The following is a 15,435-nucleotide window of genomic DNA, read 5'->3' as shown; positions in this document are numbered from 1 at the left end:
ATCGCTCCACTGCGCACCACTCCAAGGACTCCCATGGCCACCGCCAACCCGCGGCGCGGGTACACCCTCGGCATCACCGCCTACCTGATCTGGGGTCTGTTCCCCATCTACTTCAAAGCCATCCAGGTCGTGCCGGCACTGGAGATCATCGCCCACCGTGCGATCTGGTCCGCCCTGTTCGGCGCGCTGCTGCTGGCCCTGTGGAAACATCCCGGCTGGTGGCGCGAGCTGCGCGACAACCCCAGGCGCCTGGCGGTGCTGACCGGCAGCGGCCTGCTGATCGCCAGCAACTGGCTGGTGTACGTCTGGGCGGTGAACAACGGGCGCATGCTGGAGGCCAGCCTGGGCTACTACATCAACCCGCTGGTCAACGTGCTGCTCGGCATGCTGCTGCTCGGCGAGCGCCTGCGCCGCCTGCAGTGGGTCGCCGTGGGCCTGGCCGCGCTGGGTGTGCTGCAGCAGCTGTGGCAGGTGGGCAGCATTCCCTGGGTGTCGCTGGCGCTGGCGCTGACCTTCGGTTTCTACGGCCTGATCCGCAAGCAGGCGCCGGTGGCCGCCCTGCCGGGCCTGGTGGTGGAAACCTGGCTGCTGCTGCCGCTGGCCCTCGGCTGGCTGCTCCTGCATCCGGCGGCGATGAGCACCCAGCCCGCGTTCTGGAGCAGCAGCGAGGCGCTCTGGCTGATCGCCGCCGGGCCCATCACCCTGGTGCCGCTGCTGTGCTTCAACGCGGCGGCCCGCCACCTGCCCTACACCACCCTGGGCTTCCTGCAGTACCTCGCACCGACCCTGGTGCTGCTGCAGGCAGTGCTGCTGTTCGGCGAGACGCTGGAAGCGAGCAAGCTGCTGTCCTTCATCTGCATCTGGGCGGCGCTGTTCATCTACAGCCTGGACATCTGGCTGGGGATGCGCCGGCGCGGCCAGGCTGCCTAGAAAACGACCAGCGCGCCGGAAAGCGCAGCGGGACTGGGCTGGCGCGGTTGTTCCCAGCCTTTTCCACAGGGCCATCCCCAGGCTCTGTGCACAAGCCAGGAGGTGCTGGTCATTTCCTGAGCGAACCGCTGCAAATCCCGCCGTTCCTGGCCTGCAGCGTGGCCTCCCCAGGCTGTCCACAGCTCTTTCCCCGGCTGACGGGGATAGCTCGACGCAGCGGCGGTGCGGGAATTATCCACCGCGCGACGGCAAACCACGGTTGAGCAAGAATCGACCAGGTCGCTACAGCCCCCGTCCCGCCTGAAGCGCAGCGGTAAATCCCCGCCTTATCCACAGAACGATCCCCGGACTTTGTATACAAGTCGTTGATATTGCTGATTTTCTGATCGAGGCCCGGAAAGCCACGGCCCATCTGGCCCGGAGCGTCCATCCCCCAGGCTGCCCACACCTTCATCCACAGCTTCGGTGGATATCCACCGCCCGGCGAACCCTGGACGAAATTCGCTCAGACGGCGCTAGGCCACGCCGGACGCGGCCTGGCGGCCCTCATCCCCGCGCTATCCACAGATCCATCCCCGTACTCTGTGCAAAAGCCCGCAGCCATCGAGCGGACAAGAAAAAGCCCCGGGGCGCCAGGCGGCGCGCCGGGGCTCCCCAGGCTATCCACAGGGTTATCCCCGGCTCACTCCTCGGTGCGCAAGTTCAGTTCCACCATCATATCGTCGGCCAGGCTCTCCAGGCGGTCGCGCAGCAGGTCCAGCGACAGGGTCAGCGGCACCGCCAGCAGCGCTTGGGCGTGGAACAGCGGCTCGCTGCTCATGGGCGCCGGCGCCACCTCGGTGGTCAGGCTTTCCAGGTTGATGCCCTGCTCGGCCAGCAGGCGGGTGATGTCGCGGACGATGCCGGGGCGGTCGTTGCCGACCAGGTCCAGGTGGATCGGCTTCCAGGTGCAGGCCGGCTCGATGCCGCTCTCCGCCACCAGCACGCGGATGCCGTGGGCGTTGAGCCCCTGCAGGCCCTCCACCAGTTCGTCGTAGCCCTCGGCCGGCACCGCCACCTTGAGGATGCCGGCAAACTGCCCGGCCATGCGCGACATGCGGCTCTCCAGCCAGTTGCCGCCATGCCCGGCGATGCACTGGGCGATGCGCTCCACCAGGCCCGGCTGGTCCGGGGCGATGACGGTGAGTACCAGATGATCCATGAAAGGCCTCTCGTTCTGGGTAGTTTGGTGCCAGGGCTTCAGGCCGAGCCAATCAGGCCGACCCCGTCAAGCCGAGCCAATAGGTATAGAACACCTCATCGCGGACGTAGCCAAGCTTTTCGTACAGCGCCTGACCGGCGTGGTTGTCCTTCGCCGTCTCCAGCTGCAGGCCACAGGCGCCCTCGGCCTCGGCATGGGCACGGGCGGTGTTCATCAGTCGCTCGGCCAGGCCCTGGCGACGGCCGTCCGGGTGGACGTAGAGATCACTGAGCAGATAGGCCGGCGCCAGGTGCAGCGAGGCGAAGAAGGGATAGAGCTGGACGAAGCCCAGGGCGCGTCCTGCCTCGTCTCGAGCGATGAACAGCACCGAGTCGCCTTTCTCCAGGCGGGCCGCGAGGAAATCCTCGACCTCGGCGAGGGGGCGCGGCACCTGGTAGAACGCCAGGTAGCCGGCGAACAACCCGGCCAGTTCGGGCAGATCGGCGGGCTCGACACGGTTGATCGGCATGAGGGCTCCGGAGGGGTGAAAAGTCCCTGCAGTATAGGATGGCCGGACCCGCCGCCGCCCGGCAGGCGGGTACAGGTTGTGACTGATTTTTCCGGATGAGTCATGTAGTATCCGCCGACTCTTACTACATGGCCTTCCGGCCCTGTCTAGCATCAAGTGAGGCAAGCAATGACTGAGCGCGTTCAAGTAGGTGGTCTGCAGGTCGCCAAGGCCCTTTACGACTTCATCAACAACGAAGCCATCCCGGGCACCGGCGTCGCTGCCGAGCAGTTCTGGGCCGGCGCCGAAGCCGTGATCAACGATCTGGCTCCGAAGAACCGCGCCCTGCTGGCCAAACGCGACGAGCTGCAAGCCAAGATCGACGCCTGGCACCAGGCCCGCAAGGGCCAGGCGCATGACGCCGCCGCCTACAAGAGCTTCCTCCAGGAAATCGGCTACCTGCTGCCGGAACCGGCCGACTTCCAGGCCACCACCGCCAACGTCGACGACGAGATCGCCCGCCTGGCCGGCCCGCAGCTGGTGGTGCCGGTGATGAACGCGCGCTTCGCCCTGAACGCCTCCAACGCCCGCTGGGGCTCGCTGTACGACGCCCTCTACGGCACCGACGTGATCAGCGAAGAAAACGGCGCCGAGAAGGGCAAGGGCTACAACAAGGTCCGCGGCGACAAGGTGATCGCCTTCGCCCGCGCCTTCCTCGACGAAGCCGCCCCGCTGGAAGGCGCCTCCCACGTCGACGCCGCCGCCTACGCCATCGTCGACGGCGAACTGGCCGTGACCCTGGGCAACGGCGGCACCGCCAGCCTGAAGAACCCGGCCCAGTTCGTCGCCTTCCAGGGCGATGCCAGCGCGCCGATCGCCGTGCTGCTCAAGCACAACGGCCTGCACTTCGAGATCCAGATCGACGCCTCCAGCCCGATCGGCCAGACCGACGCCGCCGGCGTGAAGGACGTGCTGATGGAAGCCGCCCTGACCACCATCATGGACTGCGAAGACTCCGTGGCCGCCGTCGACGCCGACGACAAGGTCGTCGTCTACCGCAACTGGCTGGGCCTGATGAAGGGCGACCTGGCCGAGGAAGTCAGCAAGGGCGGCAGCACCTTCACCCGCACCATGAACCCGGACCGCGTCTACACCAAGGCCGACGGCTCCGAGCTGACCCTGCACGGCCGCTCCCTGCTGTTCGTGCGCAACGTCGGCCACCTGATGACCAACCCGGCCATTCTCGACGCCGCCGGCAACGAGATTCCGGAAGGCATCCAGGACGCCCTGTTCACCAGCCTGATCGCCGTGCACAACCTGAACGGCAACACCAGCCGCAAGAACACCCGCACCGGCTCGGTCTACATCGTCAAGCCGAAGATGCACGGCCCGGAAGAAGTCGCCTTCACCGGCGAAATCTTCAGCCGCGTCGAAGACGTGCTCGGCCTGGCCCGCAACACCCTGAAAGTCGGCATCATGGACGAAGAGCGCCGCACCACCGTCAACCTCAAGGCCTGCATCCAGGCGGCCAGCGAGCGCGTGGTGTTCATCAACACCGGCTTCCTCGACCGTACCGGTGACGAAATCCACACCTCCATGGAAGCCGGCGCCGTGGTGCGCAAGGCCGCCATGAAGAGCGAGAAGTGGATCGGTGCCTACGAGAACAACAACGTCGACATCGGCCTGGCCACCGGCCTGCAGGGCCGCGCCCAGATCGGAAAGGGCATGTGGGCCATGCCCGACCTGATGGCCGGCATGGTCGAGCAGAAGATCGTCCACCCGCTGGCCGGCGCCAACACCGCCTGGGTACCGTCGCCGACCGCCGCCACCCTGCACGCCCTGCACTACCACAAGGTCGACGTGTTCGCCCGCCAGGCCGAACTGGCCAAGCGCGCCCCGGCGTCCATCGACGACATCCTGACCATCCCGCTGGCACCCGACACCAACTGGACCGCCGAAGAGATCCAGAACGAACTGGACAACAATTCCCAAGGCATCCTCGGCTACGTGGTGCGCTGGATCGACCAGGGCGTCGGCTGCTCCAAGGTGCCGGACATCAACGACGTGGGCCTGATGGAAGACCGCGCCACCCTGCGCATCTCCAGCCAGCTGCTGGCCAACTGGCTGCGCCACGGCATCGTCAGCGAAGAGCAGATCGTCGCCAGCCTCAAGCGCATGGCCCCGGTGGTCGACCGCCAGAACGCCAACGACCCGCTGTACCGCCCGCTGGCGCCGGACTTCGACGGCAACATCGCCTTCCAGGCCGCCCTGGAACTGGTGGTCGAAGGCACCAAGCAGCCGAACGGCTACACCGAGCCGGTCCTGCACCGCCGCCGCCGCGAGTTCAAAGCCGCCAACGGCCTCTGATCCGCGACAGGTAGAGAAAGAGCCGCCCTCCGGGGCGGTTTTTTTATGGCCATATCCCCGTTAGTTGTTGCACGCCTTGTGGGAGCGGATTTATCCGCGAATTTCGCGGCCAACGCTCACACCAAATCAGGATTGCGCCACCAACACGTCATGGGGACATAGCCTTTTTATGGCCATGTCGTGTTGCAGACGCCATAGCTACCCAGCGGAAACGGCCTGCCTGCAATATCAATGGGAACCCATAGGATGGAGAGGCCGCAGGCAATAACCCCACCCGCGCAATCGACCATGGCACAGCCAGTGGGTTACGCCAGCAAGCGGCTGCTCCAACCTGCGCGTTGCGCGGTAAAGCCCCTCTATCTCAACGCTGCAGCTGCCTGCCCCTGGGTCCCCGCCTGCGCGGGGATGACGGTTTCGGAAGAAACTCCACCCCCACCTCGTCATTCCCGCGCAGGCGGGGACCCAGAATGAGTCAGAGCACTACAACAGGTATCGGGTACACAGCCTTTTTATGGCTATGTCCCCATGACGTGTTGGTGGCGCAATCCTGATTTGGTGAGAGCGTTGGCCGCGAATTTCGCGGATAAATCCGCTCCCACAAGATATGCGACATGCAACGAGGACACAGCCTTTCTTTTCATGCCCCTCCGCGCGACCTCCGCAGGCGATGCCATGGCTCGCCCCTGTGCAAGCCCGAACTTGCAAGTCCCATCCGGCAATCGTTAAAATGCGAACAATTCTTATTAGAATTCAGGTCCGCAACTGCGCTCGACCTATGGACAGGAGGGCGCCGTGGTGGCGGCCGATACCCTTGCAACGCGACAGGTACACGCACTGTACAGCGACCATCACGGTTGGCTGTACGGCTGGCTGCGCGGCAAGCTCGGCAACGCCTGCGATGCCGCGGACCTGGCGCATGACACCTTCCTGCGGGTCATGGCCTCGCGGCGGCTGCCGGCCCAGCTCGGCGACGAACCCCGCGCACTGCTCACGCACATCGCCAAGGGCCTGGTCATCGACCACTGGCGGCGGCAGGACGTGGAGCGCGCCTACCTCGACGCGCTGGCCCACCTGCCGGAACCCGAGGCGCCCTCGCCCGAGACGCGCCTGCTGATCATCGAGGCGCTGATGCGCATCGACGCCATGCTCGCCAGCCTGTCGGCGCGCACCCGGGAAATCTTCCTGTTGGCCCAGATCGACGGGCTGACCCTGCAGCAGATCGCCGAACGCACGCAGACCCCGGTCATCACCGTGCGCCGACACATCCACAAGGCGCTGGTCGCCTGCATGGCCGCGGCCTGAGCGCATGCCAAGCCATCCCGCCGCCGCCCTGGCCAGCGCCCTGCTCAAGGAAGCCGCCGACTGGGCCATCACCTTCCAGTACGACATGCCCACGGAGGGCGAACGCCAGGCGTTCGAGCGCTGGCGCCGGCAGAGCCCGGCGCACGAGGCCGCCTGGGCGCGCGCCCAGGCGGTCTTCCTCACCTTCAACCAGGTGCCCACGGGCATCGGCAAAGAAGCGATCAAGAGCCTGGAACACGGCTACGACCGGCGCCGTGCCCTGCACCTGCTGAGCGCCCTGCTGGTGGCCGCTCCGGCCGGCTGGCTGGCCGTGCGCCACACACCCTGGCGAGAGTGGGCGGCGGACGTGGCCACCGCCACCGGCGAGCGCAGGACGCTGGCGCTGCCCGACGGCTCGAACCTGGTGCTCAACACCGCCAGCGCGGTCAACATCGCCTTCGATGCCGTGGCGCGGCGCATCCGCCTGGTGAGTGGCGAAATCCTCGTCACCACCCACGCGGACCCGGCGCACCGGCCGTTCTTCGTCGACACCCCGTACGGCGTGGTGCGCGCCCTGGGCACGCGCTTCAGCGTGCGCCATCTGGACGGGCAAGCCGTCTGCCGCGTCGCCGTGTTCCACAGCGCGGTCGAGGTTCGCTCGCTGAGCGGGGCGGCGCGCGTCCTCCACGCCGGCGAGCAGGCCGACTTCGGCGCGGCGGAGATCGCGCCGCCGACCCCCGTCGATGACAGCGCCACCCTGTGGGAACGGGGCATGCTGCTGGCCCGCGACATGCGCCTGGGCGACGTGATCGCCGAGATGGCCCGCCATCGTCCCGGCCTGCTGCGCTGCGACCCGGCCGTGGCCGACCTGCGCCTGTCCGGCGCCATCTCGCTGGCCGACACCGATGCCGGCCTGGCCGTGCTTGAGAAGACCCTGCCGGTGCGCATCGGGCGCAGCACGCGCTACTGGGTCACGGTCGGCCCGCGCACCTGACCCACGGCCAGCAAAAAATTTTGCCACCAGGTGATCACTTTTTCCGCCTCGTCCGGTGTACCGGGTGAATGCGCGCTTCCCGAGGCGCGAACACCACCCACCCACATCGACGAAAAGGTATTCGGCATGGTCTTCAGGCTTCCACGGCAACCGGCCCGCACAGCGGCTCTCGCACCCTCCACCGTTGTCCGCGGCGAAGCCTCGCCGACCTGCCGGCCCCACCTGCTGGCGTTCGCCATCGGCTGCGCGCTGACCGGCCTGGCGGGCGCCGCCACGCTTGCCCCGGGCCACGCGCTGGCCGCCGACCCCACCAGCGCCGCCAGCCGCGAATACACCATCCCCGCCGGAAGCCTGAGCGACGCGCTGGCGCAGTTCGCCGCCGCCTCGGGCGTGCAACTGGTGTTCGACCCGCGCATGCTGGACGGCCTGAGCAGCAACGGCCTGCAGGGCAGCTACAGCGTGCACGAGGGCTTCGAGCGCCTGCTCGCCGGCAGCGGCTACCAGCTGGTGAGCACCGGCAACGGCGGCTACTCGCTGCATCAGGCGACGAGCGGTGACGGCGCCACCACCCTGGCTCCTACCAGCGTGACGGGCGTGGCGCTGGTCACCGGCACCACCGAAGGCAGCGGCTCCTACACCACCGGCAGCATGAACACCGCGACCAAGTTGCCGCTGTCGATCCGCGAGACGCCGCAGTCGGTGACCGTCATCACCCGCCAGCGCATGGACGACCAGGCCATGGCCAAGGTCAGCGACGCGCTGGTCAACACCCCCGGCATCGTCGCCCACTCCAACAGCGGCCCTGGCCGGGAAATCTATTTCTCGCGCGGCTTCCAAGTGGAAAACTACACCTTCGACGGCCTGCCTACCTCGGTGTTCTATGGCCAGCTGCTGCTGAACGACCTGGCCATGTATGACCGGGTCGAAGTCGTGCGCGGCTCGGCCGGCCTGACCCAGGGCACGGGCACGCCATCCGCCGCGATCAACTTCGTGCGCAAGCGCCCGACCCGTGACTTCCAGGCCAGTCTCCAGGGCCAGGTGGGCAGCTGGGATCACTACGGTCTCCAGACCGACGTGTCCGGCCCGGTCAACGAGGCCGGCACCCTGCGCGGCCGCATGGTGGTCTCGGGGCGCGACAGCGACAGCTTCCAGGACGTCGCCGAGGAAAAACGGCAGCTCTACTACTTCGTCGGCGAAGCCGATCTGAGCGAAGACACCCTGCTGACCCTGGGTCTGTCCCATCAGAAGAATAACGACATCATGACCTGGAGCGGCTTGCCGTCCGATCCCTACGGCCGGGACATGAAACTGTCGCGCTCGACCTTCCTCGGCAACAAGGGGGATTTCTGGGACATCCTCAACACCAACGTCTTCGCCAGCCTGGAGCATCGCTTCGCCAACGACTGGAAGGTCAACCTGTCCGCCAACTGGATATGGGCGGAAACCGACGCCCGCGCCAGCAGTGCCGGCTATGACGCGACCCTTCAGCCGCGACTGGTCGGCTGGAGTTCGAAGAGCGACAACGACAGGGTCAGCTACGACCTGAGCGCCCAGGGCCCGTTCGAGCTGCTGGGCCGCAAGCACGAGCTGGTACTCGGCGCCAGCTATCGCACCGTCGACAACGAGGGCCGCACCGGTGGCTACTGGGCGCTGGCGCCCACCCTGGCAACCGGCATCGACTTCGACAACTGGAGCCACGACGCGGTCTGGCCCGGTGGCTTCGACGACCACCACGACCATGACTTCGACAACGATGAGCGCCAGCACGGCTACTACGTCACCACCCGGCTGAACCTCGCCGACCCACTCAAGCTCATCCTCGGCGCGCGGCTCGACTGGTTCGAGCAGGAATCCACGGGTCGCTATATCGTTCCGACGACCGGCGACTGGCTGCCCACGGCGAGCGGCTACAGCTACGACCGCCACCTGACCAAGTACGCCGGCCTGGTTTACGACCTGGATGCGCAGCACTCGGTCTATGTCAGCTACACCGACATCTTCAAGCCGCAGAACCTGCGCGACGCCTCCGACAAGTTCATCGAGCCGGTGGTCGGCAAGAACTACGAGATCGGCATCAAGGGCGAATACTTCGACGGCGCGCTCAACGCCAACGCCTCGGTGTTCCGCATCGACCAGGAAAACCTGGGCATGGCTCTGGACGACCAGCCGACCAGCTGCCCCTTCTACCCGACCCGGACCTGCCACGAAGCGGCCGGCCTGGTACGCAGCGAGGGCTACGAGCTGGAGGCCCAGGGCGCGGTGACCTCGAACTGGCAGCTGGGCGGCGGCTACACCTACGCCAGCTCGGAAATCCGCAAGGACGCCAACCCCAGCAGGATCGGCACCAAGCGCAACACCAACATGCCGACCCAGCAGCTCAAGCTGTTCACCAGCTACCGACTGCCAGGCGACCAGTGGCGCATCGGCGGCAACCTGCGCTGGCAGAACGGCGTCTACGACGAAGGCACCCTGCGCGGCCAGGCCTACCGCTTCAACCAGGGCGGGTATGCGATCGCCGACGCGATGGTCGGCTACCAGCACGACGAGCACCTGGACGTGCAGCTGAACGTCACCAACCTGTTCGACAAGACCTACTACCGGATCATCCCCACCAGCGGCGGCAACGCGCTGTACGGCGAGCCGCGCAAGTTCATGCTGACCGCCAAGTACAGCTTCTGATGGCGGCCGCCCCCATGCCGGTGCTGTCGCGCATCGTGGCGGCCATCGTCGGCGGTTTCGGCTTCACCTCGGCGGTCATCATCGCCCTGCCCCTGCTGCTGCCCGGTAGCCGGGTGCAGGCGGTGCTGTGGGCCACGCTCGGCGGCTTCGCCGTGTGGACGGCGGCGGCGGTCTGGGTGTTCGCGGCGCGCAGCGCCACGCGCGCATGGGCCGGCCTCGCCCTGGCCTCGCTGCCACCGCTGGCGGTGGTCCTGCTGCTGGGAGACATGCCATGAGCACGGGCTTCCGGCAATCCCTCTCCGGCCTGCACACCTGGAGCGGCCTGGTGTTCGGCTGGCTGCTGATGGTGATCTTCGTGGCCGGGACGATCTGCGTGTTCAGCGCGCCGATCAGCCAGTGGATGCGCGGCGGACCGCCTGCGTCCCAGGGCACGCTGTCCACCGCGCAGAGCGAGCAGGCGCTGGGCTTCGCCCTGCGCTACCTGCAGCGCGAGGCGGGCGACGTGGCAGAGTGGAGCATCGTCCTCGCGCCCGCGCGCGTGGAGGTCGAATGGCACGACGCCGATGACGTGGAGCATGAGCGCCAGCTCGACCCTTCCAGCGGCCGCGAAATCCCCGCCGAGGCGCGGCACAAACCCCGAGAAACCGCGGGTGGCTGGCACTTCGTCGGCTTCCACTACAGCCTGCACGCCGGCATGGGCGGGATCGTGCTGGTGGGGGTCGTCAGCATCGCCACCCTGGTGGTGCTGGTCAGCGGCATCATCGTCCACAAACGCATCTTCAAGGACTTCTTCACCCTGCGGCTGGGCAAGGGGCAGCGCAGCTGGCTCGACGGCCACAACGTCGCCTCGGTGCTGTCGCTGCCGTTCCAGCTGATGATCGTCTACACCGGCCTGGTGATCTTCCAGAACGTATGGATGCCCGGCTCCATCCTCTACCACTACGGCATGCCCGGTGGCCTCGGGGCCGAGCTGCAACTGAGCAGCCCCTACTGGGATGCCGAGCGCGCCGAGGCCCAGCGCCAGCAAGGGCTGCCACAGGCACAGCCCGCCGCCGGGCTGGCGCCCGACGCGCTGCTGCCGCTGGTGGCGCAGGCCCAGGCGCGGAGCGGGCAGCCGCTGGCCTGGATGACCCGCCAGGCGGACGACGACGGCGGTTACCGGCTGTGGCTCGGCATGGCGGCGGCCGAGGCACAGACGCTGCCGCGCCCCCGCGCGGCCACCTTCCAGATCGTCGGCGAGCCGCCGCACCTGCGCGAGGAAGCCCGCTATCCGCGCACCGAGGCCGAGCACACGCGCGGCGTGCTGATCAACCTGCACGAAGCCCGCTTTGGCGGCTGGACGGCGAGCTGGCTGTGGTTCCTCTGCGGCGTCGTCGGCTGCGTGATGATCGCCTCCGGGCTGGTGCTGTTCACCGTCAAGCGCCGGCAGCGCAGCGGCAACGAGTTTGGCCGGGCCACCCCGCAGATGTACCGGCTGATCGAGGCGCTGAACGTCGCCTGCGTCGCCGGCATCTGCCTGGCCTCGATCGCCTACCTGTGGGGCAACCGTCTGCTTCCGCTCGACCTGCCGGAGCGGCCGGAAACCGAGATCCGCGTCTTCCTGCTGGTCTGGGCGGCCACCCTGCTGCACGCGCTGTCGCGGCCCGGGCGGCGCGCCTGGGTCGAGCAGTTCGGGCTGGCCGCCCTGCTCTGCCTGACGCTGCCGCTGCTCAACCTGGCGACCACCGGCGACTGGTTCGGCCGCTACGCCGGGCAGGGCCGCTGGCAGATGTTCGCGGTCGAGCTGGTCAGCCTGGTGGTGGGCACGCTGCTGGCAGCGATGACCCTGCGCATGGCGAGGAAAGCCACATGACGCCGTCCTGGGAACTGCTCTGCGCCCTCGCGCTGTCGTTCGCCGGCCTGCTGGCGCTGGCGGCGGCCATGGATCGGCACCAGCGCGACCTGGCCGGGCGTACCTTCGCCGCGCGCAGCGGGCGCCTCCTGCGCGTCGCGGGCTGGCTGCTGCTGATGGCGAGCGCGCTGCCGATGGTTGCCCGCTGGGGCGCGCTGACCGGCCTGCTGCTGTGGGGCGCGCTGATCTCGCTGCCGGCCATCACGCTGGTGCTGGCCATCACCCTGCGCGCCCGGGCGACCGGCTCGGGCAAGCCGGCCCGCCCGGCGCGGCAGAGAACCGCGAAGTGACGCGCCCGCCCCGCTCCCGGCGGGTGCTCGCGCTCGCCACGTCGATGCTGGCCGGGCTCGCCCTGCTGGGCGCCGCCTGGCCCTGGCTCGGCGACGGCGGCGCGCGCCACGAGACGCAGGCGATCACCCGCGGCGACATCCAGGCCACGGTGCATGCCCTGGGTCGGCTGGAGCCGATCACCGAGGTGGAGGTCGGCGTGCAGGTCTCAGGCCAGATCGTGCGGCTACTGGTGCAGCCCGGCGATACGGTGCGGCAGGGCCAGCTGCTCGCCGAGATCGACGCCTCCCTGCACCAGGCGACGGTGGAAGCCGGCCGGGCACGCCTGGCCGCGCTGCGCGCCCAGCTCGCCGACCAGCAGGCGCAGACCGACCTGGCGCGCCAGCAACTGGCACGCCAACGCCTGCTGCAACGCCAGGATGCGACCCGCCTGGAAGACGTGGAGGTGGCCCAGGCCGCGATGCGCTCGGCCCAGGCGCGCATCGCGGCGTTCGAGGCCCAGCTCTGGCAGGTCGCCTCCGAACTCAAGGGCGACGAGGCACTGCTGGGCTACACCCGCGTCCACGCGCCGATCGCCGGCACGGTGATCTCGGTCGAGGCCAGGGCGGGGCAGACGCTCAACGCCGAGTACCAGACCCCACCGCTGCTGTCGATCGCCGACCTGTCGCGCATGACCGTGCGCGTGAGCGTGGCCGAGGCCGACATCGGCCACGTACAGGCGGGCATGGCCGCCTCCTTCGTGCGGCTGGGCAACGACGCCCGGCGCTGGCAGGGCACGGTACGCCAGGTGCTGCCCGCACCGCCGAAACGCACCGATGGCGCGCCGGTGACCAGCACGGCCGTGAGCTACCCGGTGCTGTTCGAGGTGGACAACGCCGACGGCGCGCTGAAGCCGGCAATGAGCGCGCAGGTAGCCTTCGTCACCGCGGCGGCCCGGGACGTGCCGCTGGTGCCGCTGGCGGCGCTCACCCCGCTGCCCGGCCAGGCGGACCACTTCACCGCGCGCGTGCTCGATGCGCGCGGCCGGCCGGTCGAGCGCCGCGTGACGCTCGGGGTGCGCGACCGGCGCCACGCGCAGGTGGTCGCCGGCCTCGACGTCGGCGAGCGCCTGGTCCTGGCCACGACCGACGCGCCATGACCCCGCCGCTGCTCGAACTGATCGGCGTGGGCAAGCGCCATGGCGGCGGCGACCGCCCCGTGGCCGAGGTGCTGCGCGGCGTCGACCTGGCCATCCGCGCCGGCGAGTTCGTCGCCATCGTCGGCCCGTCCGGCTCGGGCAAGTCCACCCTGATGCACCTGCTGGGCTGCCTCGACCGGCCCAGCGCCGGCCGCTACCGCTTCGCCGGGCACGACGTGGCCACGCTCGACGCCGACCAGCTCGCCTGGCTGCGCCGCGAGGCGTTCGGTTTCGTCTTCCAGGGCTACCACCTGCTGCCCGGCGAGACCGCGCGCGAGAACGTCGAGCTGCCCGCCGTCTACGCCAGCCAAGCCGCCGCCGACCGCCAGCGCCGCGCAGCCGGGCTGCTGGGCCGCCTCGGCCTGGGCGAGCGCAGCGCGCACCGGCCGACGCAGCTGTCCGGTGGCCAGCAGCAGCGCGTCTCGATCGCCCGGGCGCTGATGAACGGCGGGCGCATCATCCTCGCCGACGAGCCCACCGGCGCGCTGGACCGCGCCAGCGGCGGCGAGGTGCTGGCCCTGCTGAAGGAGCTGCACGCCGCGGGCCACACCATCGTCCTGATCACCCACGACCTCGAGGTCGCCGCCCATGCGCCCCGGGTGGTCGAGATCAGGGACGGCGCCATCACCGCCGACCGTGGCGGGCAGCCGTCGCCACGCCCCCTGCCGCCGCCGGACATGGCGCGCGCCGCCGCGCCCGGCACGGGTTCCCTGCTCGGCGGCCTGGGCGAGGCGCTGCGCTCGGCCTGGCGGGTGATGCGGGCGCAGCGCCTGCGCACCGCGCTGACCCTGCTGGGCATCGTCATCGGCGTGGCCTCGGTCATCGTGATGTTCTCCATCGGCGAGGGCGCCCGGCGCAAGGTCATGGCCGAACTGGGCTCGCTGGGCACGGCCACCCTGTACGTCAGCGCCAGCGAGCCGGCCGACGGCGGCCCGCCGGGGCGCATCAGCCTGGACGACCTGGCGGCCATCGAGGCGCTGCCCCAGGTGCGCCGAGCCATGCCGGTGGTCGGCGGCGAGCACCTGCTGCGCCACGGCAACGTCAGCCAGTCGGTGTGGGTGACCGCCACCACCGAGGCGATGCCACTGATCCACCGCTGGCCCATGGCCCAGGGCCGTTTCCATCACGCCGCCGAGGGCGCCGCGCTGGCGCCGGTGGTGGTGCTGGGCAGCGAGCGGCTGGCCCTGCTGATGCCCGGCGTGGCCGACCCCATCGGCCGGCAGGTACTGATCGGCGATGCGCCGTTCGAGGTGATCGGCGTGATGACCGCGCAGGGCGCCGACAGCGCCGGCGGCAGCAAGGACGACGACGTCTTCGTGCCCTACCACACGGCGATGAGCCGCGTGATGCACCACGAGCATCCCCAGCACCTGGTGGTCGAGGCGCCGTCGTCCGCGGCGGTGGGCGCCACGGAGCAGGCCATCCGCGCGCTGCTGCTGGCGCGCCACGGCGGGCGCGAGGACTTCGCCATCGGCAACGCCGCCGCGCAGCTCAACGTCGAGATGGCGGCGCAGCGCAGCATGACCCTGATGCTGGGGCTGATCGCGGCGGTGTCGCTGGTGGTCGGCGGCATCGGCGTGATGAACGTGATGCTGATGGCGGTCAAGGAGCGCACCCGCGAGATTGGCATCCGCCTGGCCGTGGGCGCGCGCCAGCGCGACATCTTCGGCCAGTTCATCACCGAGTCGGTGCTGGTGTCGCTGGCCGGCGGCGTGGCCGGGCTGCTGCTCGGCACCGCCGCCGCGGGCGGGCTCGGCCTGGCCGGCGTGCCGATCGGCCTGTCGGCATGGGCGGCCGCGCTGGCTTTCGCCTGTGCGCTGGCGACCGGCTTCCTGTCCGGCTTCATGCCCGCGCGCCAGGCGGCCAGGCTCGACCCGGTGGTGGCGCTGGCGGGGGAATAGAACTGCGCGGCGCCACGGCACGGCGTCACCCACACGTTGCCGCCGGGGGCTTGCGCGCAACGCCCGACGGGGCATGCCCACATGCCCGCGAACGGGGCAGCCACAACCCACTGCTTATCGGGATAACCCCGGGTTATCCGCGGCCAAGTCGCGCGGCCCGCCAACCACGGGGCTTTCCCGGCCCCACCGCGCCTCACGCCGCTCCGCCCGCGCCGCCACCCTCACCTTTGGCTATGGGC

General features: G+C 69.3%; 12 protein-coding genes. 10 read left to right on the top strand and 2 right to left on the bottom strand.

Translation table 11 applies throughout. The features are described from left to right. Positions 1-33: 33 nt before the first annotated feature. Entirely contained in the window at positions 34-930 is an 897-nt protein-coding gene (gene rarD / locus N5D30_RS04800; protein ID WP_279907929.1) for an EamA family transporter RarD, read from the top strand. Positions 931-1,612: 682 nt separating this feature from the next. Here the strand turns inward: rarD and N5D30_RS04795 are convergent. Both N5D30_RS04795 and N5D30_RS04790 read right to left on the bottom strand, forming a co-directional pair. Continuing rightward, positions 1,613-2,131 (bottom strand): glycine cleavage system protein R, encoded by a 519-nt coding sequence (locus N5D30_RS04795; RefSeq protein WP_279907927.1) that lies wholly within the window; start codon positions 2,129-2,131, stop codon positions 1,613-1,615. A 52-nt stretch (positions 2,132-2,183) separates the two neighbouring features. After that, positions 2,184-2,639, bottom strand: coding sequence for a GNAT family N-acetyltransferase (locus N5D30_RS04790; RefSeq protein WP_279907926.1), 456 nt, complete (start codon positions 2,637-2,639; stop codon positions 2,184-2,186). A gap of 168 nt (positions 2,640-2,807) precedes the next feature. On the opposite strand from N5D30_RS04790, the gene N5D30_RS04785 reads away from it, so the two are divergent. The 9 genes from N5D30_RS04785 to N5D30_RS04745 all read left to right on the top strand — a co-directional run bounded on the left by N5D30_RS04785 (position 2,808) and on the right by N5D30_RS04745 (position 15,196). Continuing rightward, entirely contained in the window at positions 2,808-4,985 is a 2,178-nt protein-coding gene (locus N5D30_RS04785) for a malate synthase G (protein ID WP_220816168.1), read from the top strand. Between the two features lie 792 nt (positions 4,986-5,777). Beyond that, positions 5,778-6,287: a sigma-70 family RNA polymerase sigma factor gene (locus tag N5D30_RS04780; RefSeq protein WP_279907924.1), complete on the top strand. Its 510-nt coding sequence runs from the start codon at positions 5,778-5,780 to the stop codon at positions 6,285-6,287. A 4-nt stretch (positions 6,288-6,291) separates the two neighbouring features. Then, the gene (locus N5D30_RS04775; protein ID WP_279907922.1) at positions 6,292-7,260 is read left to right on the top strand and encodes a FecR domain-containing protein; all 969 of its coding nucleotides are present in this window, start codon (positions 6,292-6,294) and stop codon (positions 7,258-7,260) included. Positions 7,261-7,386: 126 nt separating this feature from the next. After that, positions 7,387-9,939, top strand: a complete 2,553-nt coding sequence (locus tag N5D30_RS04770; protein WP_279907920.1) for a TonB-dependent siderophore receptor — start codon at positions 7,387-7,389, stop codon at positions 9,937-9,939. Continuing rightward, the gene (locus tag N5D30_RS04765) at positions 9,939-10,214 is read left to right on the top strand and encodes a DUF3649 domain-containing protein (protein WP_279907918.1); all 276 of its coding nucleotides are present in this window, start codon (positions 9,939-9,941) and stop codon (positions 10,212-10,214) included. The genes N5D30_RS04770 and N5D30_RS04765 overlap by 1 nt, the downstream gene beginning before the upstream one ends. Then, complete coding sequence (locus tag N5D30_RS04760; RefSeq protein ID WP_279907916.1) at positions 10,211-11,791, top strand: PepSY-associated TM helix domain-containing protein; 1,581 nt, start codon at positions 10,211-10,213, stop codon at positions 11,789-11,791. Before N5D30_RS04765 ends, N5D30_RS04760 begins: the two co-directional genes overlap by 4 nt. After that, complete coding sequence (locus tag N5D30_RS04755) at positions 11,788-12,120, top strand: DUF3325 domain-containing protein (RefSeq protein ID WP_279907914.1); 333 nt, start codon at positions 11,788-11,790, stop codon at positions 12,118-12,120. The genes N5D30_RS04760 and N5D30_RS04755 overlap by 4 nt, the downstream gene beginning before the upstream one ends. Then, positions 12,117-13,256, top strand: coding sequence for an efflux RND transporter periplasmic adaptor subunit (locus N5D30_RS04750; protein WP_279907913.1), 1,140 nt, complete (start codon positions 12,117-12,119; stop codon positions 13,254-13,256). The genes N5D30_RS04755 and N5D30_RS04750 overlap by 4 nt, the downstream gene beginning before the upstream one ends. After that, a complete protein-coding gene (locus N5D30_RS04745) occupies positions 13,253-15,196 on the top strand; it encodes an ABC transporter permease (protein ID WP_279907912.1) in 1,944 nt (647 codons plus the stop codon). Before N5D30_RS04750 ends, N5D30_RS04745 begins: the two co-directional genes overlap by 4 nt. Positions 15,197-15,435: the final 239 nt, after the last annotated feature.

Origin of the sequence: Pseudomonas sp. GD03875 (assembly GCF_029840585.1) — a bacterium.
GTDB classification, from domain to species: Bacteria; Pseudomonadota; Gammaproteobacteria; order Pseudomonadales; family Pseudomonadaceae; genus Aquipseudomonas; species Aquipseudomonas paralcaligenes.
The sequence above is the reverse complement of the archived record's forward strand: the minus strand, read 5'-3'. Positions and strand labels throughout refer to the sequence as shown.

What these genes read in the sequence shown, in the direction of transcription:
- rarD (WP_279907929.1), top strand. Translation starts at nt 34, where the DNA reads ATGGCCACCGCCAACCCGCGGCGCGGGTACACCCTCGGCATCACCGCC.
- N5D30_RS04795 (WP_279907927.1), bottom strand. Translation starts at nt 2,131, where the DNA reads ATGGATCATCTGGTACTCACCGTCATCGCCCCGGACCAGCCGGGCCTG.
- N5D30_RS04790 (WP_279907926.1), bottom strand. Translation starts at nt 2,639, where the DNA reads ATGCCGATCAACCGTGTCGAGCCCGCCGATCTGCCCGAACTGGCCGGG.
- N5D30_RS04785 (WP_220816168.1), top strand. Translation starts at nt 2,808, where the DNA reads ATGACTGAGCGCGTTCAAGTAGGTGGTCTGCAGGTCGCCAAGGCCCTT.
- N5D30_RS04775 (WP_279907922.1), top strand. Translation starts at nt 6,292, where the DNA reads ATGCCAAGCCATCCCGCCGCCGCCCTGGCCAGCGCCCTGCTCAAGGAA.
- N5D30_RS04770 (WP_279907920.1), top strand. Translation starts at nt 7,387, where the DNA reads ATGGTCTTCAGGCTTCCACGGCAACCGGCCCGCACAGCGGCTCTCGCA.
- N5D30_RS04765 (WP_279907918.1), top strand. Translation starts at nt 9,939, where the DNA reads ATGGCGGCCGCCCCCATGCCGGTGCTGTCGCGCATCGTGGCGGCCATC.
- N5D30_RS04760 (WP_279907916.1), top strand. Translation starts at nt 10,211, where the DNA reads ATGAGCACGGGCTTCCGGCAATCCCTCTCCGGCCTGCACACCTGGAGC.
- N5D30_RS04755 (WP_279907914.1), top strand. Translation starts at nt 11,788, where the DNA reads ATGACGCCGTCCTGGGAACTGCTCTGCGCCCTCGCGCTGTCGTTCGCC.
- N5D30_RS04745 (WP_279907912.1), top strand. Translation starts at nt 13,253, where the DNA reads ATGACCCCGCCGCTGCTCGAACTGATCGGCGTGGGCAAGCGCCATGGC.